The sequence below is a fragment of the Amycolatopsis alkalitolerans genome (assembly GCF_006152065.1).
GTDB lineage: Bacteria > Actinomycetota > Actinomycetes > Mycobacteriales > Pseudonocardiaceae > Amycolatopsis_E > Amycolatopsis_E alkalitolerans.
On sequence record NZ_VDFW01000026.1, the window covers coordinates 50,019 to 72,185 of the forward strand.

A 22,167-nucleotide genomic window follows, 5' to 3' on the forward strand; every position below is an offset into this window, starting at 1 on the left:
GGGCGGCCAACCCAGCGACGTGAGGGGCGAACACGCGCGCGGGGTCGGCAAACACGCCACGCAAGGAGGCGAGCAATGATCCAGCTGCGCACCCGGCCCGTCATCCGTAAGTCCGTTGTGGACTCCTACTTCCATATCTCCCGCCGCGGCAGCAGCGTCGGCCGGGAGATCCGCGGCGGGATCACCACGTTCGTCGCGATGTGCTACATCGTGCTGCTGAACCCGCTGATCCTCGGGGCTTCCGCCGACATCACCGGCGCGCGCCTGTCCACCGAGCAGGTCACGACGGCCACCGCCCTCGCCGCGGGCGTGACCACGATCCTGATGGGCCTGTTCGGCCGCGCCCCGCTCGCGCTCGCCGCGGGTCTGGGCATCAACGGCGTCGTCGCGTTCCAGATGGCCCCCGAGATGACCTGGTCGCAGGCATTCGGGCTCGTCGTGCTCGAAGGCGTGTGCATCGTGCTGATGGCGGTTTCGGGTGTCCGCGAGCGGATCATCAACGCGATCCCGATGGCGCTCAAGACCGCGATCACCGTCGGCATCGGGCTCTACATCGCGCTCGTCGGCCTGGTCAGCGCCGGGTTCGTGACCCGGACCCCGGACTCGGCGGACTCGACGGTGCCCGTCCGGATGGGCATCGGCGGGCATCTCACCGGCTGGCCCATCCTGATCTTCTGCATCGGCCTGCTGCTGATGATCGTGCTGATGTCCCGGCGCACGCCCGGCGCGGTGCTGATCAGCATCGCCGTCGCCACGGTGCTCGCGATCGCCGTCAACGCCGCCTTCCACCCCTCCGGCTGGGGTCTGGTCAAACCGGCCGTGCCGACGCACGTCGTCGCGACCCCCGACTTCAGCCTCCTCGGGCATATCGACCTGTTCGGCGGCTTCGCCTCGGCGGGACCGGTCGCCGCGTGCGTCTTCCTGTTCACGCTCGTGCTGTCCGGATTCTTCGACGCGATGGGCACCATCACGAGCGTCTCCGAGGAGGCCGGGCTCGTGCGGGACGGCCGCGTCGAGGGCATGGGCCGCATCCTGCTCGTCGACGGGTTCGGCGCGCTGGCCGGCGGGCTGAGCGGTTCGGCGCCGAACACGGTGTTCCTGGAGTCCGCGGCGGGCGTGGGGGAGGGCGCGCGAACCGGGCTGGCGAGCATCGTGACCGGGGCGCTGTTCACCGTGACGCTGTTCCTGACGCCGATCGCCGCGATCGTGCCCGCGCAGGCCGCCGCGCCCGCACTCGTCGTCATCGGGGGGATGATGATGGCCCAGGCGCGCCGGATTCCCTGGCAGGACATCGATATCGCGATCCCGGTGTTCCTGATCGCCGCCGTCATCCCGTTCACCTACTCGATCACGAACGGCATCGGCGCCGGCCTGATCGCGTACGTGCTGATCAAGCTGGCGAAGGGCAGGATCCGCGAGGTCGGCTGGCTGCTCGGTGTACTGGCAGCGATCTTCGCGGCCTACTTCGCCTCGGGCGCGTTCATGAGCTGACGCGCTGTCGCGACGGCAGCCTCGCCGGCGACGGCCACCGGTTCCACGTCGCGCAGCGAACGGCTCAGCACGAACGCGCCTTCCAGGCTCGTGACGACCGCGATGGTGAGCTTCCGTGCATCCTTTTCGGACAGACCGAAGCGCTGGAAAGCCTTGGTGCCTCTGTCGATCCAGGCGTTGAACACCTCGGCCGTGGCCTTCCTCAGCGGCTCGCTCGTGCTGGCGACCTCCAGCGCGACGGTCGCGATCGGGCAGGCGTCGGCGTAGTCGGTCTCCTTCAGCGTGACCGCCGCGCCGGCGAAGGCGTCTTCGATCCCGCTCACCGGATCGGCCGCCGGCGTGATGAAGATGTCGAACAGTTCCCCGTAGAGCAGCCCCGATTCGCGGATGACCTCCGCGCCCAGTTGTTCCTTGCCGCCGGGAAAGAAGTGGTAGAGCGAGCCGAACGGGGCGCCCGCCGCGGTGACGATCTGTTTGAGCCCGGTCCCGGTATAGCCGTTGCGGCGGAACAGTTCGGCGCTGGCGAGCATGATGCGCTCTTTCGTATTGCTCACCCGCCGAGTCTACGCTAGCCTCTCGCTAGAGCGATCTATCAAATTTGGGGAGGGCATCATGCCCGAGATAGAGCTTTCCGCGGGGCCGGTCGAGTACTCCGACACCGGCGGCGACGGCCCGGTGCTCGTCCTGCTGCACGGTCTGACCATCGACGGCTCGGTGTGGCGCAAGGTCGTGCCGGATCTGGGGGAATACCGGTGCGTCAGGCCCACGCTGCCGCTCGGCTCCCACCGCAAGCCGATGCGCCCCGACGCCGACCTGTCGATGCTCGGGATGGCGCTGCTGGTGGGGGAGTTCCTGGAGAAGCTGGACCTGCGGGACGTGACGCTGGTGCTCAACGATTGGGGTGGCGCGCAGTTCCTCATCTCCGAGGGCAAGGCGGACCGCGTCGCGCGGCTGGTCCTCGTCGCGTGCGAGGCGTTCGACAACTACCCGCCCGGCCTGCCCGGCAAGCTCATCGTGGCGGCCACCCGCGCCCCGGGCGGGCTCGCGGCGACCATGAAACTGTTGCGGTTCCAGGCTGTCCGGCGTGCCCCTGGCGGCTGGGGCTGGATGAGCAAGCAGCCGGTGCCGCGTGAGGTGATGGACGGCTGGTTCGGCCCGGCGGCCGCCTCGCCGGAGATCCGCCGCGACATCAAGAAGTACGGGCTCTCCGTACCGCCGCGGGAAACCCTGCTCGAGTGGTCGGAGCGGCTCAAGGCCTTCGACCGGCCGGTGCTCGTCGTCTGGGCGAAGGAGGACAAGCTGATGCCCCGCGAGCACGGCCCGCGCCTGGCCGCGCTGTTCCCCGACGCGAAGCTGGTCGAGGTCGAGGACAGCTACACCCTCGTCCCCGAGGACCGCCCGGACGTCCTAATCAAGGAACTACGCGAGTTCGTGCCCGCCTGACCCGGGCGTGTTTGCCGCCTCCAGCAGTGAGTTGGCCGCGCGTGTCGCCGAGTTTGCCGCCCACATCGGCTGGGCGCCGCAGCGGGCCAACTCACGGTCGCGGAGGGCCAACTCGGTGACGCGGCTGGTGAACACGCGGGGTCAGGTGAACGTGGGCCAGGCGAGTCCGGGCTCCTCGGCGTCGTCACGGAGGACGGTGCCTTCGATGAGGCCGTAGGGGCGGTCGGCCGCGTAGAAGACCTCGTTGTCGTTCTCGAGTCCGAACGGGGTCAGGTCGACCAGGAAATGGTGCTTGTTGGGCAGCGACAACCGGACCTCCGCGACTTCCGGCCGTGCCTCCAGCACCGCCTCGCCCATCGCGTACAGGGTCTGCTGCAGCGAATAGCTGTGCAGGGTGGCGAATTTCTGCAGCATGAGGCGCCGGATCTCGGTGAAGCTCTTGGCCCAGTCGATCTCCGAGCCCTGGTAGCGCCACCGGGTGGTCACGGCTGTGGCGAGGATGCGGTCGCCGGTCTCGGCCAGCGTCGTGTACCTGTCACGCGGGAAGCCGTGGAACTCCGAGCCGGTCGACTTGAGCACCACGAGATCGCGTAGCCCCGACACGACCCACGCGCGATCGCCGTCGATCGTCACCGCGGTGGTGCGCTTCTCGTCGCCGGCGCGGGAGAACGAATGCTCGTGCGGTTTGCCGTCGACCGCGATGCGATCCCAGCCGTGCTCGTCGATGAGGATGCGCGCGCCCTTGATGTTGTCACGCACGAAATGCCTGCCCAGCCGGAGCGCGAAGTCCTCGATCTCGCCGACCGGGCTCTGTTTCGCGAAGGCGTAGACGGTGTTCTTCTGCGTGTCGGTCGCCACCACGCCCGCGTTGTCGCCGGTCAGATGCGTCGCGGTGAGGTCGCCGCGCAGCGAGGTCGACACCGTCAGGTCCTTGATCGAATGCACCGGCCCGGTGCGATTCACCGTCACGAGCCGGACTTCGGCCTTGCCGTACTGGTTCGGGCCCAGGGTGATGGCCACGACGATCAGCTCCCTCGATAGGTGGAGTAGGCGAACGGGCTGAGCAGGATCGGCACGTGGTGGTGCGCCGCGCCGTCGGTGATGCGGAAGGACACCGTGATCTCGGGGAAGAACCCGTCCGGACCCAGGTACGCGGCCGTGTCGAAGACCAGGCGGTACACCCCGGGTTCGAGCCTTTCCGGGCCGAGATCGCGGATGCGGCCATCGGAGTCGGTGCGCCCTTCGGCGACGAGCCTTCCGTCGCTTTCCAGGCGCACCGGGATTCCGGCAGCGGGCCGCCCGGCCGCGGCGTCGAGGACGTGCGTCGTCACGAGGCTCACGTGGTCACCAGCTTTCCCAGGCGTAGCAAGGCGATCTTCACCAGTTCCCGCCCGGCGACGGCCAGTTCGGTCTCCGGGTCGTTGCCCATGCGCTCGCGGAGATCGGCCAGGAGTTCCCCGCCGCCACGGCCGCTCGCGCACACCAGGAACACGTGCCCGAACCGCTCCTCGTACTCGACGTTGGCGGCGCGGAACTTTTGCGCGGCCGAACTGTCCACACCCGACTGCTCGGCCTTCGACGCACCCGTGGCCTGCTCGCCGATCCGGGGATGCGCGGCCATCGCGCGGCGGATCTCGCCAGGTTCCAGCGTGAACTCCGCGCGGGACTTCAGCGCGGCGAGGTCGGGATAGGGCCGCCCGGCCAGCACGATCTCGACCCAGCGCGGCACGTCGAGACATGCCGCGAGGTCCGCCTGGAGCTGGGCGGGCGGCGCGGTGTTGAACCCGGTCAGGTGGAAAGCCACGCCCCGATCTTGCTTCAACATTTTGTTGAAGTCAATGGTCCCGGTTCAGGTAGTTGTAGACGGTGAACCGGGTGACGCCGAGCGCGGCGGCGATCGTGACGACGGCCTTGCGCATCGCGAAGGCCCCGCGCTCCTCCAGGAGCCGTACGGCTTGCTGCTTGCCGGTGCGGTCGAGGTCGACGAGGCGTGTGCCGAGTTGAGCCTCGACTTCGCCGATGAGCCGTTCCAGGGTGTGCGGGGGAGTCTCGGGTGGCGTCGTGGTATCGCCCACGGAAAGCTGCAGGGTGAACCGGGTCGCGCCGCCGTCGAGGGCGGCGCGGGCGATCGCGGGCAGCGCGTCGACGAGCGCGTCGGCATCGCCTTGCGCGGTCGTGCCGAGTGGGCCGAAGTCCACGGCCAGCCCGGCTTTCGCCGCCGCTTCGCGGGCGCGGACGGCGTGCTCGGGCGGCTCGCCTTCGCCGCGGAACGGTTCGGTGGTGAACTCGGCTCGTAGCTCCACGACCGCACCGTATCCCGTTGACGTTCGCGGTGCTACGAAGCTATTCTCGTTTTACGGAAATAAACTTCCGCAATACGGAAGAAGAGGTCATGCGTTACGACATCAACCTGTCGATCCTGTTCACCGAGCTTCCCCTGTTGCGGCGTGCTGAGGCCGCCCGCGCCGCCGGGTTCACCGCTGTCGAGTACTGGTGGCCGTTCGACACGGCCAGTCCCGGCGACCGCGAGGTCGACGAGTTCGTCCGCTCGGTCGAGGACGCCGGGGTCAGCCTGGCCGGGTTGAACTTCTTCGCCGGGGACATGGCGGCCGGCGACCGTGGCATCGTGTCCTGGCTAGGCCGGGAGAAGGAACTGACCGACAGCGTCGACATCGCCATCGGCATCGCCGGCCGGCTTGGCTGCCGCACCTTCAACGCCCTGTACGGCAACCGGGTCGAGGGTCAGGACCCCGCCGCGCAGGACGAGCACGCACTGTCCACGTTGGATACCGCCGCCGTCGCGGCGGGCCGGATCGGGGCGCGCCTGGTGCTCGAACCGCTGTCCGGCGCGGACCGTTACCCGCTCAAGACCGCGGCCGACGCGTTCGCCGTGCTCGACAAGGTGGGCCGGGACAACGTGCTGCTGTTGTTCGACCTGTACCACCTCGGCGCCAACGGGGACGATCTCGACGCGGTCATCGAAAAGCACATCGCGCGAATCGGGCATGTGCAGGTCGCCGACGTCCCCGGCCGGCACGAGCCCGGCACCGGGAACCTGGACATCACCGGCTATCTGGCGAAACTCGCGGCGGCGGGCTACGACGGGTACGTCGGCCTCGAATACAAACCGAGCGGGCGCACGGAAGAGTCCTTCGACTGGCTGGAGGGAAGGCGATGACGAAGATCGGGTTCATCGGGCTGGGCATCATGGGCGGTCCGATGGCGGCGAACCTGGTCAAGGCCGGGTTCGAGGTCACCGGGTACAACCGCGGCAGGTCCAAAGTGGACAAGCTGGTCGAGGCGGGTGGCCGAGGTGCGGTGAGTATCGCCGAAGCGGTGCGCGAAGCAGACATCGTGATCACCATGCTGCCGGATTCGCCCGACGTCGAGGCTGTCGTCCTTGGCGAAGACGGCGTCCTGGCGCACGCCAGGGAAGGCGCGCTGCTGATCGACTGCAGCACCATCCGCCCGGACGTTTCCCGCGAGATCTCCGGGCGCATCCGGGCGCTCGACGCCCCGGTTTCCGGTGGGGAGCAGGGCGCGATCGACGGCAGCCTGTCGATCATGGTCGGCGGCGAGGCCGCGGACTTCGAAGCCGCCAAACCGGTGCTCGACGCGGTCGGCGGCACGATCGTGCACGTCGGCGGGCCGGGCGCTGGGCAGACGGTCAAGGCCGCGAACCAGCTCATCGTGGCCGGCACCATCGAACTGGTCGCGGAGTCCCTGGTCTTCCTCGAAGCGCACGAAGTGGACACCGAGGCGGCGATCAAGGTGCTCGCCGGCGGTCTGGCCGGGAACCGCATCCTCGACCGCAAGGCCGCCGCGATGGTCAAGCGCGAGTTCACCCCGGGCTTCCGCGTCGAGTTGCACGACAAGGATCTCGGCATCGTGCAGGCCGCCGCGCGCGAGGCCGGTGTGGTGATCCCGCTCGGCGCAGCGGTCGCGCAGCTCATGGCCTCGCTGAAGGCCCAGGGACACGGCGGCCTCGACCACGGGGCCCTGCTGAAACTCGTCGCCCAACTGTCCGGACGGGAGTAGTGCCATGCCCAGAATCCCCGTGATGCAGGCCGTCGTCGAAGTCCTCGCGAGCGAGGGCGTGAGCACCGCGTTCGGCTGCCCCGGCGCCGCGATTCTCCCGCTTTACCAGGCGATGGAACGGCACGGCGGCATCGAGCACCTCGTGGTTCGCCATGAGGAGGGCGCCACGCATATGGCCGACGGCTGGGCGCGCACCACCGGCAATGTCGGGGTCGCCATCGGCACGTCCGGGCCCGCCGGCACGAACATGATCACCGGGCTGTACACCGCGCAGGCCGACTCGATCCCGATCCTGTGCATCACCGGGCAGGCGGTGTCGGCGAAGCTGCACCAGGAGGCCTTCCAGGCGGTCGACATCGTCGAGATCGCCAAACCCGTCACGAAATGGGCCGTGCAGGTCAAGGAAGCGGCGCAGGCGCCGTGGATCTTCCGCGAGGCGTTCCGCATCGCGCGGTCCGGGCGGCCCGGCCCGGTGCTGATCGACCTGCCGCTGGACGTGCAGAAGCAGGAGATCGAATGGGATTCGAGCATCGACTGCCCGCTGCCGGTCCCGGTGGTCACCCCGCACCGCCCGCGCGTCGAACGGGCGCTCGACCTGCTGCTCGCCGCCGAACGGCCGATGATCCTCGCGGGCGGCGGTGTCGTGCTGAGCGAGGCGGCGGAGCAGGTGCGCGAGGTCGCGGAGCGGCTCGGCGTGCCGGTCCAGGTCACGCTGATGGGCAAGGGCAGCTTCCCCGAGGACCACGAACTGTTCGCCGGGATGGCCGGGATCCAGACCTCGCAGCGCTGGGCCAACGCCGCGTTCCTCGAAGCCGACCTGGTGCTGGCGCTGGGCGCGCGCTTCGGTGACCGGCACACCGGCGAGCTCGACGTGTACCGCGGTGACCGCAAGTTCATCCACGTCGACATCGAACCCACGCAGCTCGGCCGGGTGTTCGGCCCGGACCTGGGCATCGTGTCCGATGTGGGCGAGTTCCTGACCGCGCTGCTGGACGCCGTCCGGAACCGGGAGGTGCTCGCCGACCGTGGCGTGTGGGTCAAGCGGATCGGCCAGCTGCGCCACGAGTTGCCGCGCCGCGAGGACTTCGAGACCGTCCCGATCAAGGCCCCGCGCGTGTTCCACGAGATCAACGAACTGTTCGGCGAGGACGCGTACTTCGTCACCGCGATCGGGCTGTACCAGATCTGGTCGGGGCAGTTCCAGCACGCGCACAAACCGCGGCACTACCAGGTGTGCGGGCAGGCCGGTCCGCTCGGCTGGGAGATCCCGGCCGCGATCGGGGTCAAGAAGGCGCGGCCCGGGGCCGAAGTCGTCGGCGTCGTCGGGGACTACTCGTTCCAGTTCCTCGTCGAGGAGCTGGCGGTCGCGGCGCAGTACGACGTGCCGTTCGTGCTGATCATGCTCAACAACGAGTACCTCGGCCTCATCCGGCAGGCCGAGCGCGGCTACGAGATGAACTACCAGGTCGACATCCACTACGACCAGCACGGCGCGGACAACGTGAAGATCATGGCCGCTTACGGCTGCACCGGTACGCGGGTGACCGAGCCCGGCGAGATCCGCTCGTCGATCGAATGGGCCCGCAAGGAGGCCGAGCGCACGAGCCGCCCGGTGCTGGTGGAAATCATGATCGAGCGCACAGGAAACGCCGCCATGGGCACCTCCCTGGCTAACGTGGTTGAGTTCGAGGGGGTCTAGGAGGGAGTCGTGATGCAGCTGGTGTTCCGGGCGAGACGGGCGGTGACGGCCGCGGGTGAAGGGCCGTGCGACGTGGGCGTGGACGGCCGGCGGATCGTGGCCGTCGCACGGCACGGCGATCTGGTCGGTTCGCGCGTGGTCGAACTGGGCGAGGACGAGGTCTTGCTGCCCGGCCTGGTCGACACCCACGTGCACGTCAATGACCCCGGACGCAGCGAATGGGAAGGCTTCGAGACGGCGACCCGCGCGGCGGCGGCCGGCGGCATCACGACGATCGTCGACATGCCGCTGAACAGCCTGCCGCCGACGGTCGACGTCGACGCTCTCGACGTCAAGCGCAAGACCGCGGCGGGGCGCGTGCACGTCGACATCGGGTTCTGGGGCGGGGCGATCCCGGGCAACGGCAGGGAACTGCCCGCGCTGCACGAAGCCGGGGTGTTCGGGTTCAAATGCTTCCTGCTGTACTCGGGCGTGGACGAGTTCCCGCCGCTGGGCACCGAGGAGCTGGAAGCCGACCTGCGCGTCCTGGCCGGGCTCGGCGCGACGATGATCGTGCACGCCGAGGACGCCGAAGCGATCGAGCAAGCCCCGCCGCCACACGGGCGGCACTACGCCGACTTCCTGAATTCGCGGCCGTCCGACGCCGAAACCATCGCGATCGCCCGGGTCGTCGAGCTGGCCCGGCGGACCGGGGCGCGGGTGCACATCCTGCATCTGTCCTCTTCGGACGCGCTCGCGATGATCGGCGAGGCCAAGCGCGAAGGCGTTGCGCTGACGGTCGAAACCTGCCCGCACTACCTGAGTTTCAGCGCCGAGGAGATCGGGGACGGCGCGACACAGTTCAAGTGCTGCCCGCCGATCCGCGAGTCGCGCAACCGCGAGCTGCTGTGGCAGGGCCTGGCCGACGGCACGATCGACTTCGTCGTCAGCGATCATTCGCCGTGCACGCCGGAGCTGAAACGGTTGGACCTCGGTGACTTCGGCGAGGCCTGGGGCGGGATAGCGAGCCTGCAGGTCGGGCTGCCCGCGGTGTGGACGGGGGCACGTGAACGTGGCTTCACCCTCGCGGACGTGGTGCGATGGATGGCCGAGCGACCGGCCACGAGGGTCGGCCTCGAGCGCAAGGGCCGCATCGAGGTCGGCGCGGACGCCGACTTCTGCGTTTTCGCGCCGGACGAGGAGTTCGTGGTGGACGTGGCGAACCTGCGGCACCGTAACCCGGTCAGCGCTTATCACGGCCGGACGCTGCGCGGGGTCGTGCGCTCGACGTGGTTGCGCGGCCGGGAGACCGGGGAACAGCCGCAGGGTGAACTGCTGGTACGAGGAGGGGTTGCGTGAACGACCGTCCGGTGTGGACGAATGAACCGGATCTCGCGTCGCGGCGCGTCGGTGGCAGCGTGGTGTGGGCCAACGACGAACTGTTCGCCGAGCGGGAGAACCTGATCAAGCCCGCGAAGCCGGAGTTCCAGCCGTGGAGTTTCGGGCACAAAGGGCAGATCTACGACGGCTGGGAGACGCGGCGCCGTCGCGAACCGGGCGCGGACCAGGCGATCGTCCGGCTCGGCCTGCCCGGGGTGATCTCGGGCGTGATCGTCGACACCGCGTTCTTCACCGGCAACTACCCGCCGTTCGCTTCGGTCGAGGCCGTCGCCGTGGAGGGGTACCCGAGCCCGGCCGAACTGTCCGAACTGGACTGGACGACGCTGGTGCCGAAGTCGCCGCTGACCGGCGACGCCGAGAACCTCTTCGAGGTGTCCTCGCCGCGGCGGTGGACGCACGCGCGGCTGACCATCCATCCCGACGGCGGGGTGGCGCGGTTCCGCGTGCACGGCGCGCCGGTCGCCGACCCGCGCCTGCTCGACCTGGGCGCGCTGGACCTCGCGGCGCTCGAAAACGGCGCGCGGGTGACCGCGGCGAGCAACATGTTCTACTCCGCGCCGAGCAACCTCATCTCGCCCGGTTTCGCCTCGGTGATGGGGGAGGGCTGGGAGACCGCCCGCCGGCGCGACGACGGGAACGACTGGGTGGAGATCGCGCTCGCCGGGTCCGGCGTGCCGCGGCTGGTCGAGCTGGACACCAGTCATTTCAAGGGAAACGCGCCTGGCTGGGCCTCGCTGAGCGGATCCGCCGACGGCGGGGAGTGGTTCGAGGTGCTGCCGCGGACCCGCCTGCAACCGGACACCCGGCACCGCTTCCCGCTCGAGCAGGCGCGCGAGATCACGGACGTGCGCCTGGACATCTACCCGGACGGCGGGATGGCCCGGCTGCGGTTGTACGGCGGGCTGACCGAGCAGGGGCGGAAGGAGTTCGTGGACCGCTACCAGGCGGCGCGGTGACGGCAACGGTGACTTCATCGACCCGGTCCCCGTCGACCAGACACCCACGCCTTGTCCGCCTCAAGCGTCCACCAGCGAGGTTCAGCTCCCGCGTGTGGTCGCCAGCCTGATCGACTCCCCGGGCTCCAGTACCCGCAACCGCTCGCTCAGGCCGGCATTCGCGAACGCCTTGCGGATGGCGTCCGGGCCTTCGGTGAAATGCGCCCAGCCCCGTGTGTGCACCGGGATGACGATCTTCGCGTTCAGGATGCGCGTCGCCTCCGCGGCGGCCTCGCTGGTCAGCGTCAACGGCGCGCCGTCGAACAGGGAAGTCCTGGCCGCGCCCGCGAACAGCAGCGCCACATCGACCGAGCCGACCCGCCGCGCGATCGCCCGTACCTGCTCGAGCGACGCGTTGTCCCCGGAGATGTAGACCGACGGCAGGCCACGGCCCCGCAACACGAAACCCGTCACCTCGCCGACCACACCTTCGGCACCCTTCGGGCCGTGCTGCGCCGGGACGGCGATGACCTCCAGCTGTCCCAGCGCCAGCGCCGACCACGGGGGCAGGCCCTGCGCCGTCCCGCCGAGCCGCCGTGCGCCGCTCACCGTGGTGAGCGTCAGCAGGATGCGGCCGACGAGCTCGCGACCGGCCGGGTCGAGGTTGTCGGCGTGCTGGTCGTGCGACAGCAGCACCGCGTCCAAGGGCTCCAGCGACTCGAGCGGGACGGCAGGCCCTTCGGTCTTGGTCAGCGTCCGCCCTGGCGCGGTCTCGTAGTCCCCCGCGGGGCTGAACGTCGGATCGGTGAGCAGCCGCTTGCCCGCGATCTCCAGTAACGCGGTGGGCCCGCCCACGAAGGTCACCCGCAGCTCTTCACTCATAGTGGGAACAACCGTTCGGACATCACGATTCTTCCTTTCTACGGAGCCATTTGCCGTCGTGAGCTGATGACGCCGGTATTGAAACCCGCGAGATGTAAGCCACCCGCGAAGCGCGCGTGCTCGATCTTCACGCACCGGTTCATCACCACGTCCAGACCGGCTTCCCGGGCCCGCTCCGCGACCGGTTCGTGCCACAGCCCCAGTTGCAGCCACAACGTCCGCGCACCCGCCTTGACGACCTCCTCGGCCACGTCGGGGAGGTCATCGTGCTTGCGGAACACGCTCACCAGGTCGACCTCCGGCACGTCCGCGAGCGACGCGTACACCGGCCGCCCGAACAGCGTCTTCAACCGCGGGTTGACGAAGTTCACCTGATACCGGCTCGACGACAGCAGGTACGTCGCGACGAAGTGGCTCGGCCGGGCCGGGTTGTCGGAGGCACCGACGATCGTGACCGACTTCGTGCGCCTCAGGATCGCCTGGCGTTCGCGCGCGGTCGGCGGGGTCCAGGCGCTCATTCCTTCACCGCCGCCGCGAGCGCCTGGTCGATGTCCCAGCAGATGTCCTCGACGTCCTCGAGCCCGACCGACAACCGGATGAGATCGGGCCCGACCCCGCCGGCCGCCAGCTGCTCATCGGTCAGTTGCTGGTGCGTCGTCGATGCCGGGTGGATGACCAGCGTGCGCGCGTCGCCGACGTTGGCCAGATGCGAGAGCAGCTCGACCGACTCGACGAACCGCTCGCCTGCGGCGCGCCCGCCTTTGACCCCGAACGAGAACACCGCGCCCGGCCCCTGCGGCAGGTACTTCCGCGCGCGCTCGTGGTGCGGATGGTCCGGCAGCCCGGCGTAGCTGACCCACGCGACCCGTTCGTCGGCGGCGAGGAACTCCGCGACCGCCTGCGCGTTGCGCACGTGCGCGTCCATCCGCTGAGGCAGCGTTTCCACGCCTTGCAACAGCAGGAAGGCCGAATGCGGTGACAGCACCGCGCCGATGTCCCGCAACTGCTCGGCCCGCAGCCGCGTGCAGAACGCGTACTCGCCGAAGTTCTCCCAGTACCTGAGACCGCCGTAGGAGGGCACGACCTCGGTCATCCGGGGGAACTTGCCGTTGCCCCAGTTGAAGGCACCCGACTCGACGACGATGCCGCCGAGGGTGGTGCCGTGCCCGCCGAGGAACTTCGTCGCCGAGTGCAGCACGATGTCCGCGCCGTGTTCGATCGGGCGGCACAGGTACGGCGTGGCGAGCGTCGCGTCCACCACGAGCGGGATGTCGTGGGCATGCGCCAGTTCCGCGAGACCCGAAATATCCGCGATGGTGCCGCTGGGGTTGCCGATGACCTCGGTGTAGATGAGCCGGGTCTTGTCGGTGACGGCCGCCGCGTACGCGTCGATGCTGTCCCCGGGCACGAACGTCGTGTCCACGCCGAACCGGCGCAGCGTGCCGTCGAGCTGGGTGACCGTGCCGCCGTAGAGTCCGCTCGCGGAGACGATGTGCTCACCGGCCTCGGCCAGCGCGGAAAACGTGAGGAACTCCGCGGCCTGCCCGCTGCTCGTCGCGACGCCGCCGATGCCGCCTTCGAGGCTGGCCAGGCGCTCCTCGAACGCCGCCACGGTCGGATTGCCGATGCGGCTGTAGACGTTGCCGTACTTCTGCAGGGCGAACAGGTTCGCCGCGTCCGCCGCGTCTTCGAAAACGAAGCTCGTCGTCTGGTAGATCGGCACCGCTCGTGCCCCGGTCGCCGGGTCGGGGCTGCCCCCTGCGTGCAGGGCACGAGTGCGGAAGCCCCAGCTGCGTTCAGTCACACCAGGGACGTTACCTACGTTGCCCGGCACAAAGCCACGATTCCCGGCGCCCAGGCCCGGTCACGTCCCGGTGACGGCGGCGCGGAGGCGGCGGGCGCGCTCGGCGGGTCGCTGGCGGGGGCAGCTGACGCATTTCGGCTGGCCCACCTGGTAAATCAGGCAGCAGGATGCCCGGTGGACGACCTTCGCCGGGCCGACGTCGAAATAGCGCGGCTTGGGCAGGCCGCCGATGGAAGCGAGCAGGGGCTCGGCGAGTTCCGGCGCGCCCGCCCACAGCAGCCGGTTGGCGATCGAGTCGGTCGCGATGGCGCGCAGGGCGGGGGCGCGGGCGCCCGTTACCTGCTCGATCGTCGCGATGGCGGACTCGAGCGCCTCGCTCATCGCCGGGCCCAGTTCGCCCGCCGGCGGCCGGGCGGCGTGGGCATCGAGGAGCCTCCCGTCGTCCGTGACGTCGAGGGTGATCGCGGGCAGCGACGGATCCACCGCCTGGCCCTTCGCCAGCGCCTCGACCGTGGGCGCGACCAGCACCGAAGACGCCGAATACCACCAGATGGTGCCGAGCACTGCGGGCCGCGCGCAACCGTAGCGCCGGGCTGCCAGGCCGATCTGCGTCCGCAGCCAGGCCGGGTCGGTGATGGACGTCGCCGGTACCGCGGTCACTCCGCCACCCTTCGCGGCCGGTAAACCGAGAGCACGAAGGACGTCGTGACCTCGACCGGGTCCCGGAGCCGGTCCAGCCCGGCCAGCCGCTGGGGGTGATGAGCGGTCGGCCCCATCATGACCGCGCGCCGGACGTCTTCCGGCGACAGCGTCAAGCCCCGGACGTGATCCTCCCGGTGCGCGAGCTCGAAACGCCCGGTAAGACCGCTGTCGAGCCGTTCTTCCTTCCGGGGGTCCACGTCGAGGAGATCGACCACCGACGCCAGTTCGCCAAGATGCCCGTTTCGCGGCGACACGACGACGAGCACCCCGTCCGGCCGCAGCACCCGGTGGAACTGGGCGGGATTCCGGGGCGCGAAGACGTTCAGCAGTACCGAGACCGAGCCACCGGCCAACGGCCACGGCTCCCACAGGTTCCACACCACCGCGCCGAGGCGCTCCTGCGCTTTCGCCGCGCGGCGCAAGGCTGTCGCCGACACGTCGAAGGCGAGCCCGCTGGCGCCCGGGTTCCGCTCGAGCGCCCGCGCGAGGTAGTACCCGGTGCCCGCCCCCGCATCGACGATCAGTCCCGAGGTCTTCGCCTGCCGCGCGACGAGATCGGCGAGCGGCGCGTAGTGCCCGGCGGCGAGGAACTCGGCGCGCGCGGCCACCATCTCCGCGGTGTCGGCCGTCCCGGCGGGCACCTTGGCATGCAGGAGGTTGACGTAGCCCTGCTTCGCGAGATCGAACGAATGCCGCTTCGGGCACCGCAGCGCGTGCCCGGCCGGCTCGACCGGGTCCCCGCACACCGAACACCGGAGCGCCTGAACCACGGCGTCGGGGAGCGTCATGGCCCCATGATCGCAGCTCCCCGGCGAGCCGCGCGAACCTGGAGGAAGTCGGTAACACGGGTGACGTGGACCGGCATGCACATCGCGTCACAACACTCACGGTCACGCCTGACGTGGCCAAAAGGAGTACCCGGACGGCGCGCCGGCGCGCACCCGTAGCCGTCCGTGAGCTGGTCACGCACCGTATCTGACGGCAACGTTTCGTGAAGCGACATAACAGGCCGGTCTCCGGGAAACGTGCTCGTAACAACGCCGTGAGGACAGTTCACATCCGCGAAACCTGGCATGCCGTCCGGCGAAACACCGGAAATCAAAACTCCCGGGCAATACTCGATCCGGGAGGAAAATGTGCTGAACGCAGGAGACACCGCATGGGTGTTGGCCAGCGCCGCGCTGGTCATGCTCATGACACCAGGACTGGCGTTCTTCTACGGCGGCATGGTCCGCTCGAAGAGCGTCCTCAACATGCTCATGATGAACTTCATCTGCTTGGCGATCGTGTCTGTCTTGTGGGTGCTCTACGGCTTCGGCGAGTCGTTCAGCTCTGACGCGTTCGGCGGGCTGATCGGCAACTTCGACCACGCCGGATTCGCGCACACCTGGGGCGAACTGGCCGGGTACGCCACCGCGGCGACCGACACCAGCCCGGCGGTCGCCTGGCCGGGCTCGGACGCCCTGCCCGTCCTCGCGTTCGCGATGTTCCAGCTGATGTTCGCGATCATCACCCCCGCCCTCATCTCCGGTTCGATCGCCGACCGCGCGAAGTTCTGGGGCTGGGGCCTGTTCGTGGTCCTGTGGGTCACGATCGTGTACTTCCCCGTCGCCCACTGGGTGTTCTCGTTCGACGGCTTCATCGGTCCCGACGCACTCGGCGGCTGGATCGCCAACAAGCTCAAGGCGTTCGACTTCGCCGGTGGTACCGCGGTCCACATCAACGCCGGTGCCGCGGGGCTCGCGCTGGCGATCGTGCTCGGCAAGCGCAAGGGCTGGCCGAAGGACACCGGGCGCCCGCACAACGTCCCGTTCGTCCTCCTGGGCGCCTCGCTGCTGTGGTTCGGGTGGTACGGCTTCAACGCCGGTTCCGCGCTGTCGGCGGGTGACCTCGCCGGGGTCGCGTTCACCAACACCACCGTCGCCACCGCCGCCGCCGTGCTCGGCTGGCTCCTGGTCGAGCAGCTCAAGTTCGGCAAGCCCACCACCCTCGGTGCCGCCTCCGGCGCCGTCGCCGGTCTCGTCGCGATCACCCCGGCGTGTGGTTTCGTCACCCCGCTCGGCTCGATCGCGATCGGCGTCATCGCCGGTGCGGTGTGCGCGCTCGCGGTCTCGCTCAAGTACCGGTTCGGCTTCGACGACTCGCTCGACGTGGTCGGCGTGCACCTGGTCGGCGGTCTCGCCGGCACGCTGCTGATCGGCTTGTTCGCCAGCTCCAGCGTGAACTCCGCCGGCGGTGACGGTTTGTTCTACGGTGGCGGGTGGAGCCAGCTGGGCAAGCAGGCCATAGCCGCGTTCGCGGTGATGGGGTACTCGTTCATCGTCACCCTCATCATCGGCTTCATCATCAAGGCCGCGGGCGGCTTCCGGGTCTCCACGGAGGACGAGGTCGCCGGTATCGACGAGGCGCAGCACGCGGAAAGCGCGTATGACTTCGGTCAGTCCGTTCTTGGCGGGCACAGTGGCAGCACTCCGGGTTCGGTTGCGGCGTCGAAGGACGGCGCGGCACTGGAAGGAAGCAAGGCATGAAGCTCATCACCGCCATCGTCAAGCCGTTCACCCTGGACGACGTCCGCGCGGCGCTCGAGCAGCTCGGCGCGCTCGGGATGACCGTGAGCGAGGTGCAGGGCTACGGCCGCCAGAAGGGCCACACCGAGGTCTACCGCGGTGCCGAGTACGCGGTCGACTTCGTGGCCAAGCTCCGCGTCGAGGTCGTCACCGACGACGCGAACGTGGAGAAGGTCATCGAAGCGATCGTCAACGCCGCGCACACCGGCAAGATCGGTGACGGCAAGGTGTGGGTCACGCCCGTGGAGACCGTGGTCCGGGTTCGCACCGGCGAACGCGGCACGGACGCGCTGTAGGCGCGGATGGTTCTCGGGGGGGAACTCGCGAAGGCCGCGAACCGGCTGCTGGAAGGGCGCCACGGCCGGCTCGGCGCCGCCGCGCTCCGGGCCGCGCTGGTGGACCTGTACGAGTTCTGGCTCAGCAAGGCCGCGGCGGCGGCCGGCGTCGACACCGCTGATCCCGGTGTCGCGCTGGTCGCCGTCGGCGGCCTCGGACGGCGCGAACTGCTCCCGTTCTCCGACCTCGACCTGGTCCTGGTGCACAACCAGAACCCGAAGGTCGCCGAAATCGCCGACGCGTTGTGGTACCCGCTGTGGGACGCGCGCATCGGCCTCGACCATTCCGTTCGCACGCCGGCGGAGGCGCTGCAGGTCGCCTCGGAGGATCTGCGGACCGCCATGGGACTGCTCGATGCCCGGCCCATCGCCGGGGACACCGAACTCGCCGCGCGGCTCGCGTCGGCGGCCCGTGAACAGTGGCGCCGCATCGCGCGCAAGCGGCTGCCCGAGCTGGTCGAGTCGACCCGCAAACGCTGGCAGCGCAGCGGGGAGATCGCCCAGTCCGCCGAACCCGACCTCAAGTACGGCAAGGGCGGGCTGCGGGATCTGGGCGTGCTCGACGCGCTTTCGGTCGCCCAGCTGACCGACCGGCCCGGCGACGAACTGCGTGAAGCCAAGGAACTGCTGCTCGACGTCCGCACCGAGCTGCGACGGGAGCTGCGGCGCGACCGGGACGTGCTGAGCGCGCCCGACGCGGAACTCGTGGCCGCCGAGCTCGGCTTCGGTGACCGGTTCACCCTGGCCCGCAAGCTCGCCGGTGCCGGGAGAACGGTCAGCTACGCCGTCGACGTCGCGCTCAGGTCCACTGTGGAGCCGCCGAAGAGCCGTTTCGGGCGGCGGCCGAGCCGGACCCCGCTCGACGAAGGCGTTGTGCTGCACGGCAACGAGGTGGCTCTGGCGCGGGACGCGGTGCCCGCCAAGGATCCTGCACTGCTGCTGCGGGTGGCCGCGGCGTCGGCGAGGACGGGCGCGCCGATCGCCCACGGCACCCTGCGCGCGCTCGCGGACTCCGCGCCGGAGTTGCGCACGCCGTGGCCGGCGGACGCGCGCGACGCGCTCACCGAACTGCTCGGTGCGGGCGAAGGGCTGATCGACGCGGTCGAAGCGCTCGACCGTACCGGGCTGTGGGCCCGCCTGTTCCCGGAATGGGGCGCGGTGCGCGACCTGCCGCCGCGGTCACCGGTGCACGCGTGGACCGTCGACCGGCATCTGGTCCAGACCTGTGTCGAGGCGTCGAAGCTGACCACCACCGTGTCGCGACCGGACCTGCTGCTGCTTGGTGCGTTGCTGCACGACATCGGCAAGGGCCGCGAAACCGATCACTCCGAACTGGGTGCGGCGATCTCGGCGCAGGTCGCCCGCCGGGTCGGGCTGACCGACGCCGACGCGGCCATGGTCGCGGGGCTGGTGCGGCACCATCTGCTGCTGCCGCACACCGCGACCCGGCGGGACACCGAGGACCCGACGACGGTGCATCGTGTCGCGAAGACGGTCGACAACGATGTCGTGCTGCTCGAACTGTTGCACGCGCTCACCATCGCCGACTCGCTCGCGACCGGCCCCGGCATGTGGACCGAGTGGAAGGCCGGCCTCGTCGAGAATCTGGTCTCACGCTGCAAGCAGGTCATGCAGGGCAACGGGTTCAGCCCGCCCGAGCCGCTCGACCCGCGTCAGCGCGAACTGGTCGCGACGGCGGTGCGCACGGGCCGCGCCGAGGTCTCGATCAGTCACGACGGCAACATGGCAACAGTCGTCGTGGCCGTGCCGGCGCGGGTGGAGCTCCTCGCCCCGGCGGCCGGGGTGCTCGCGTTGCATTCGCTCGAGGTGCACACCGCGCTGCTGCGCAGCCACGGCAACGGGCGCGCCGGGATCTTCGTCGCCTCGCCCAAGTTCGGCTCGTTGCCGGACACCGCGTTACTGCGTGAGCAGTTCTCACGGGCGATGGCGGGCGGCTTGGCGCTCGAGCAGAGGCTCGCCGCGAAGGAGCGGGACTACCAGTCTCCGATCCGAATCGTGGCGCGGCCGAAGGTGCTGTGGTTCGACGACGAGACCTCCGGGCCGAACAACGTCGTACTGGAGCTGCGCGCCTCGGACCGAATCGGCCTGCTGTACCGGGTCGCGGGCGCGCTGCAGTCCTGTGACGCCGACGTCCGCTGGGCGAAGGTCGCCACGCTCGGCGGGGCCGTCGTCGACTCGTTCGCCGTCGCGCCGCGAGGGGTGAGTCTCGACCGGTCCTGGCGGCAGCGGGTCGAGCAGGTCGTGCTCGCGGCTTCTTCGTGACCGACCGGGGTGTCGCGCGGGAGAACGGTGATCGCCATGGCAGCATGTCCGCCATGCCGGAGCTCGAGCCGACCGTCCTGCCGATCACGGTGGCCGCTTCCCACCTCCGTGCCTGCGCCGCCGAACTGGACGCCGCCGGGGAGATGTCGGTCGGCGAACTCGGCGTGGTGCTCGCGGATCTCGTGACCGGGCAGCGCCTGCTCTCCAGCGCCCTCACCCGGTTGGCCGAGCGGGTCGAGGACGGCCAGGCGGGTGTGCTGGCCGCGGCGCCGTCACCGGAAGTAGGCGCGCTCGCCCAGGTACTCCAGGCGGCGGCCGGTGCTTTCGGCTATTCGGCGGACGCGCTTTCCGAAAGTGAGCCGTTCGCCCGGATCGCGGCCGAATTCGCCGGTCCGAACGCCCGTTTGTAGCTATAAGCCCCGCCCGGTCGGTGGATACGCTTTTCGAATGCGCACCGTGTGGAAGGGCACTATCGGATTCGGCAGTTCGGCCATTCCGGTGAAGGCTTACAGCGCCACCGAAGACCACAGCACCGGACTGCACCAGTTGCATTCGGTCGACGGCGGCCGGATCCGGCTCAAGCGGGTGTGCGAGGTCGACGGTGCCGAGATCCCGCAGGGCGAGATCGGCAAGGGATACACGATGCCCGGTGGTGACGTCGTCGTGCTCTCCGACGACGAGCTGGCCGAGCTCCCGTTGCCCACCGGGCATTCGATCGAGATCTGCGGGTTCGTCCCATCGGGGCAGCTCGACCCGCTGTACTTCGTCAAAAGCTATTTCCTGGAGCCGGAAGTACCCGCGACAAAGCCGTATGTGCTGCTGAGCGAGGCGTTGCAGCAGGCCGACCGGGTGGCGATCGTGAAGGTCGCGATCCGGCAGAAGGAAACGCTCGGCGCGCTGCGGGTGCGGGGCCAGGTGCTCATGCTCGACACAATGCACTGGCCGGACGAGGTCCGGACGCCCGATTTCCCGTTCCTGTACGACGATATCGATATCCGGTTGCCACAGGTGAGGGCGGCGGCGAATCTGATCGAGAACCTGTCCGGTAATTTCGAACCGAGCCGGTATACCGACAGTTATGGTGCGGCGCTGGAGGAACTGATCCAGGCCAAGGTCGAGGGCCGTGAGGTGATGCGGCCGAGCGCGGCGAAGCAGGACGAGGGCGTCGAGGAGTTGCTGGCCGCGCTGCAGGAGAGCGCCCAGGCCCGCACCGACGCCGACCAGGCCGAGTCGCCGGCGGTGAAGCGGGCGAAGGTGGCCGAGGAGAAGGCCGCGGAGGCCAAGACGGGCGCGAAGAAGGCCGCGTCGAAGGCCCGGTCGGCCCCGAAATCCCGGCGCTGAGAAAAATCTTCGGATATACGCGTCATGTGTCCCGTCGTGACGTGTCCCACCGTTAGCGCCCGGCGGCGCCGACTGCAGTTGAGTAGATCTACCTAGGCCTACTTGGGTGTTGTCACGCTGCCGGGCGACCCCAGGGACCGGGCAGGCTTAGGGCCATCGCGTCGAGATGTCCAACGGTCGGTTCGCCAGGTTTCTGGGGGTTCCGGCGAGCGTACGGCCCCCTTGTGGCGTCCGGCGCGATCATGCGGGTGGCTCGGCGAGGGGGCGAGCCACCCGCATGAGCACCCCTCCCGCGTGTCCGGCTTTCGCCGCGGGTGAGTCCGGCTCCCGCTGCCCGCGAGTCCGGCTCCCGCCGAGAGTAAGTCGGCCCCCCGCGCCTGCACCTCCGCCCCATACCTCAGCTGTCCGCGAGCCGGGTCATCACCTTCGCCGCGAGGCGCAGCAGGTCCCGTTCTGTTTCGGTGAGCACGTCGGCCATCGCCGCCGCCAGCCATTCCTCCCGTTGCTCGCTGTAAGCACGCAACGTCTTCAGCCCGCGATCGGTGATGTTCAGCAACGAGCGCCGCCCGTCCTCGGGATCCGTGCGCCGCGCGACCAGGCCGTCGCGCTCCAGCGCCGCGAGCACCCGGGTCAGCGACTGCGGATGGATCTTCTCCCCATCCGACAGGGCTTTCGGCGTCTGGGTGCCCGCGCGGTAGAGGCGGCTGAGCACCGCGAGCTCCAGCGCGCTCGGGCCGCTTCGGTCCCGCTCCGCGCGCATGCGCCAGTTGAGTCTGCCGACGCCTTCGCGCACCGCGTGCGCGAGCTCGGCCAGGTCTGGATCGGCGTCGGGCATGCCCTCACCCTAGGCGGCTTCACCCCGGACCAACCGGGCGTACCGCCCACCGAGCGCCATGAGCTCGGCATGCTTGCCGCGCTCGACGATCCGGCGTTCGTGCAGTACACGATCTGGTCGGTGTGTTCCACAGTGGACAGCCGGTGCGTGCGCCGCGCGGCGAGGCGGTCCAGTTCCTCCCGCACCGAGAACGAGGACGGGCGGGTTGCGCTGACGCGGGTCGTTCATCACGCGCTGGCCGATCGTGTTCGCCAGGCCCGTGGTGCGCACGCTCAGCGCACCGCTGGCCCAGCGAGGACGCAACCATCACCGCGAACCGCCAGACCATGTTCCACCGGTAGGGCTTGAACAGCGAGTAATCTGAGCGATTGTTCCGCCTCAAACCAGGGTTCGAGTTCCCGGGTTGTTCAGCACTTGCTGAGTACCGGTTCA

Annotated in this window: 23 protein-coding genes; 12 read left to right on the forward strand and 11 right to left on the reverse strand. The window is 69.6% G+C overall.

All coding sequences use genetic code 11. The features are described from left to right. Positions 1-75 precede the first annotated feature (75 nt). The gene (locus FG385_RS25060) at positions 76-1,491 is read left to right on the forward strand and encodes an NCS2 family permease (protein WP_139099246.1); all 1,416 of its coding nucleotides are present in this window, start codon (positions 76-78) and stop codon (positions 1,489-1,491) included. Here FG385_RS25060 and FG385_RS25065 read toward each other — a convergent pair. Then, the gene (locus FG385_RS25065) at positions 1,461-2,045 is read right to left on the reverse strand and encodes a TetR/AcrR family transcriptional regulator (RefSeq protein ID WP_456061882.1); all 585 of its coding nucleotides are present in this window, start codon (positions 2,043-2,045) and stop codon (positions 1,461-1,463) included. The two genes, FG385_RS25060 and FG385_RS25065, sit on opposite strands and share 31 nt — an antisense overlap. A 58-nt stretch (positions 2,046-2,103) precedes the next feature. Here FG385_RS25065 and FG385_RS25070 point away from each other — a divergent pair, with 58 nt between their 5' ends. Next, entirely contained in the window at positions 2,104-2,934 is an 831-nt protein-coding gene (locus tag FG385_RS25070) for an alpha/beta fold hydrolase (RefSeq protein WP_139099247.1), read from the forward strand. 141 nt (positions 2,935-3,075) lie between these two features. Here FG385_RS25070 and pucL read toward each other — a convergent pair whose 3' ends face one another. From pucL to FG385_RS25090, 4 genes are read right to left on the reverse strand one after another with little or no spacing between them, the layout of a single operon-like run. Beyond that, on the reverse strand, positions 3,076-3,954 hold the full coding sequence (gene pucL / locus FG385_RS25075; RefSeq protein ID WP_139099248.1) for a factor-independent urate hydroxylase: 879 nt from the start codon (positions 3,952-3,954) through the stop codon (positions 3,076-3,078). A 5-nt stretch (positions 3,955-3,959) separates the two neighbouring features. Further along, the gene (gene uraH / locus FG385_RS25080; protein ID WP_139099249.1) at positions 3,960-4,274 is read right to left on the reverse strand and encodes a hydroxyisourate hydrolase; all 315 of its coding nucleotides are present in this window, start codon (positions 4,272-4,274) and stop codon (positions 3,960-3,962) included. Further along, complete coding sequence (locus FG385_RS25085) at positions 4,271-4,738, reverse strand: 2-oxo-4-hydroxy-4-carboxy-5-ureidoimidazoline decarboxylase (protein WP_235022782.1); 468 nt, start codon at positions 4,736-4,738, stop codon at positions 4,271-4,273. The genes uraH and FG385_RS25085 overlap by 4 nt, the downstream gene beginning before the upstream one ends. A 31-nt stretch (positions 4,739-4,769) precedes the next feature. Further along, the gene (locus FG385_RS25090) at positions 4,770-5,237 is read right to left on the reverse strand and encodes a helix-turn-helix domain-containing protein (protein WP_139099251.1); all 468 of its coding nucleotides are present in this window, start codon (positions 5,235-5,237) and stop codon (positions 4,770-4,772) included. An 89-nt stretch (positions 5,238-5,326) separates the two neighbouring features. On the opposite strand from FG385_RS25090, the gene FG385_RS25095 reads away from it, so the two are divergent. The 5 genes from FG385_RS25095 to alc are packed head-to-tail and all read left to right on the forward strand — an operon-like array spanning position 5,327 to position 11,007. Continuing rightward, positions 5,327-6,112, forward strand: a complete 786-nt coding sequence (locus FG385_RS25095) for a hydroxypyruvate isomerase family protein (protein WP_139099252.1) — start codon at positions 5,327-5,329, stop codon at positions 6,110-6,112. Further along, positions 6,109-6,972 (forward strand): 2-hydroxy-3-oxopropionate reductase, encoded by an 864-nt coding sequence (locus FG385_RS25100; protein WP_139099253.1) that lies wholly within the window; start codon positions 6,109-6,111, stop codon positions 6,970-6,972. The genes FG385_RS25095 and FG385_RS25100 overlap by 4 nt, the downstream gene beginning before the upstream one ends. Before the next feature lie 22 nt (positions 6,973-6,994). Continuing rightward, entirely contained in the window at positions 6,995-8,671 is a 1,677-nt protein-coding gene (gene gcl, locus FG385_RS25105; protein WP_456061883.1) for a glyoxylate carboligase, read from the forward strand. Between the two features lie 12 nt (positions 8,672-8,683). Beyond that, positions 8,684-10,009 carry an allantoinase AllB gene (gene allB, locus FG385_RS25110; protein ID WP_139099255.1) on the forward strand — a complete coding sequence of 442 codons (1,326 nt, stop codon included), beginning with the start codon at positions 8,684-8,686 and terminating at the stop codon, positions 10,007-10,009. Next, positions 10,006-11,007 (forward strand): allantoicase, encoded by a 1,002-nt coding sequence (gene alc, locus FG385_RS25115; RefSeq protein WP_139099256.1) that lies wholly within the window; start codon positions 10,006-10,008, stop codon positions 11,005-11,007. Before allB ends, alc begins: the two co-directional genes overlap by 4 nt. 81 nt (positions 11,008-11,088) lie before the next feature. On the opposite strand, the gene FG385_RS25120 is transcribed toward alc, so the two are convergent. Genes FG385_RS25120 through FG385_RS25140 form a run of 5 tightly spaced genes read right to left on the reverse strand, consistent with a single transcriptional unit; the run spans position 11,089 to position 15,162 of the window. After that, positions 11,089-11,868: an MBL fold metallo-hydrolase gene (locus FG385_RS25120; protein WP_139099257.1), complete on the reverse strand. Its 780-nt coding sequence runs from the start codon at positions 11,866-11,868 to the stop codon at positions 11,089-11,091. A 38-nt stretch (positions 11,869-11,906) separates the two neighbouring features. Continuing rightward, positions 11,907-12,386, reverse strand: a complete 480-nt coding sequence (locus FG385_RS25125) for a CoA-binding protein (RefSeq protein WP_139099258.1) — start codon at positions 12,384-12,386, stop codon at positions 11,907-11,909. Continuing rightward, complete coding sequence (locus tag FG385_RS25130; RefSeq protein WP_139099259.1) at positions 12,383-13,672, reverse strand: O-acetylhomoserine aminocarboxypropyltransferase/cysteine synthase family protein; 1,290 nt, start codon at positions 13,670-13,672, stop codon at positions 12,383-12,385. Before FG385_RS25130 ends, FG385_RS25125 begins: the two co-directional genes overlap by 4 nt. Before the next feature lie 60 nt (positions 13,673-13,732). Beyond that, positions 13,733-14,332 (reverse strand): (2Fe-2S)-binding protein, encoded by a 600-nt coding sequence (locus FG385_RS25135; RefSeq protein WP_139099260.1) that lies wholly within the window; start codon positions 14,330-14,332, stop codon positions 13,733-13,735. Continuing rightward, positions 14,329-15,162, reverse strand: coding sequence for a putative RNA methyltransferase (locus tag FG385_RS25140; RefSeq protein ID WP_139099261.1), 834 nt, complete (start codon positions 15,160-15,162; stop codon positions 14,329-14,331). The genes FG385_RS25135 and FG385_RS25140 overlap by 4 nt, the downstream gene beginning before the upstream one ends. A 348-nt stretch (positions 15,163-15,510) precedes the next feature. Here FG385_RS25140 and FG385_RS25145 point away from each other — a divergent pair, with 348 nt between their 5' ends. The 5 genes from FG385_RS25145 to ku are packed head-to-tail and all read left to right on the forward strand — an operon-like array spanning position 15,511 to position 20,900. After that, positions 15,511-16,902 carry an ammonium transporter gene (locus tag FG385_RS25145; RefSeq protein WP_200834641.1) on the forward strand — a complete coding sequence of 464 codons (1,392 nt, stop codon included), beginning with the start codon at positions 15,511-15,513 and terminating at the stop codon, positions 16,900-16,902. Next, positions 16,899-17,237 (forward strand): P-II family nitrogen regulator, encoded by a 339-nt coding sequence (locus tag FG385_RS25150; protein ID WP_139099262.1) that lies wholly within the window; start codon positions 16,899-16,901, stop codon positions 17,235-17,237. The genes FG385_RS25145 and FG385_RS25150 overlap by 4 nt, the downstream gene beginning before the upstream one ends. A gap of 6 nt (positions 17,238-17,243) precedes the next feature. Then, entirely contained in the window at positions 17,244-19,559 is a 2,316-nt protein-coding gene (locus FG385_RS25155; RefSeq protein WP_139099263.1) for a [protein-PII] uridylyltransferase, read from the forward strand. A 53-nt stretch (positions 19,560-19,612) separates the two neighbouring features. After that, positions 19,613-19,969, forward strand: a complete 357-nt coding sequence (locus FG385_RS25160; protein WP_139099264.1) for a hypothetical protein — start codon at positions 19,613-19,615, stop codon at positions 19,967-19,969. A 37-nt stretch (positions 19,970-20,006) separates the two neighbouring features. Continuing rightward, a complete protein-coding gene (gene ku, locus FG385_RS25165; RefSeq protein ID WP_139099265.1) occupies positions 20,007-20,900 on the forward strand; it encodes a non-homologous end joining protein Ku in 894 nt (297 codons plus the stop codon). A 397-nt stretch (positions 20,901-21,297) separates the two neighbouring features. On the opposite strand, the gene FG385_RS25170 is transcribed toward ku, so the two are convergent. Beyond that, the gene (locus tag FG385_RS25170; protein WP_139099266.1) at positions 21,298-21,735 is read right to left on the reverse strand and encodes a MarR family winged helix-turn-helix transcriptional regulator; all 438 of its coding nucleotides are present in this window, start codon (positions 21,733-21,735) and stop codon (positions 21,298-21,300) included. Positions 21,736-22,167: the final 432 nt, after the last annotated feature.

Coding starts and splice junctions, on each gene's coding strand:
- FG385_RS25060 (WP_139099246.1), top strand. CDS start 76: ATGATCCAGCTGCGCACCCGGCCCGTCATCCGTAAGTCCGTTGTGGAC.
- FG385_RS25070 (WP_139099247.1), top strand. CDS start 2,104: ATGCCCGAGATAGAGCTTTCCGCGGGGCCGGTCGAGTACTCCGACACC.
- FG385_RS25095 (WP_139099252.1), top strand. CDS start 5,327: ATGCGTTACGACATCAACCTGTCGATCCTGTTCACCGAGCTTCCCCTG.
- FG385_RS25100 (WP_139099253.1), top strand. CDS start 6,109: ATGACGAAGATCGGGTTCATCGGGCTGGGCATCATGGGCGGTCCGATG.
- gcl (WP_456061883.1), top strand. CDS start 6,995: ATGCAGGCCGTCGTCGAAGTCCTCGCGAGCGAGGGCGTGAGCACCGCG.
- allB (WP_139099255.1), top strand. CDS start 8,684: ATGCAGCTGGTGTTCCGGGCGAGACGGGCGGTGACGGCCGCGGGTGAA.
- FG385_RS25120 (WP_139099257.1), bottom strand. CDS start 11,868: ATGAGTGAAGAGCTGCGGGTGACCTTCGTGGGCGGGCCCACCGCGTTA.
- FG385_RS25125 (WP_139099258.1), bottom strand. CDS start 12,386: ATGAGCGCCTGGACCCCGCCGACCGCGCGCGAACGCCAGGCGATCCTG.
- FG385_RS25140 (WP_139099261.1), bottom strand. CDS start 15,162: ATGACGCTCCCCGACGCCGTGGTTCAGGCGCTCCGGTGTTCGGTGTGC.
- FG385_RS25150 (WP_139099262.1), top strand. CDS start 16,899: ATGAAGCTCATCACCGCCATCGTCAAGCCGTTCACCCTGGACGACGTC.
- FG385_RS25155 (WP_139099263.1), top strand. CDS start 17,244: ATGGTTCTCGGGGGGGAACTCGCGAAGGCCGCGAACCGGCTGCTGGAA.
- FG385_RS25160 (WP_139099264.1), top strand. CDS start 19,613: ATGCCGGAGCTCGAGCCGACCGTCCTGCCGATCACGGTGGCCGCTTCC.
- ku (WP_139099265.1), top strand. CDS start 20,007: ATGCGCACCGTGTGGAAGGGCACTATCGGATTCGGCAGTTCGGCCATT.
- FG385_RS25170 (WP_139099266.1), bottom strand. CDS start 21,735: ATGCCCGACGCCGATCCAGACCTGGCCGAGCTCGCGCACGCGGTGCGC.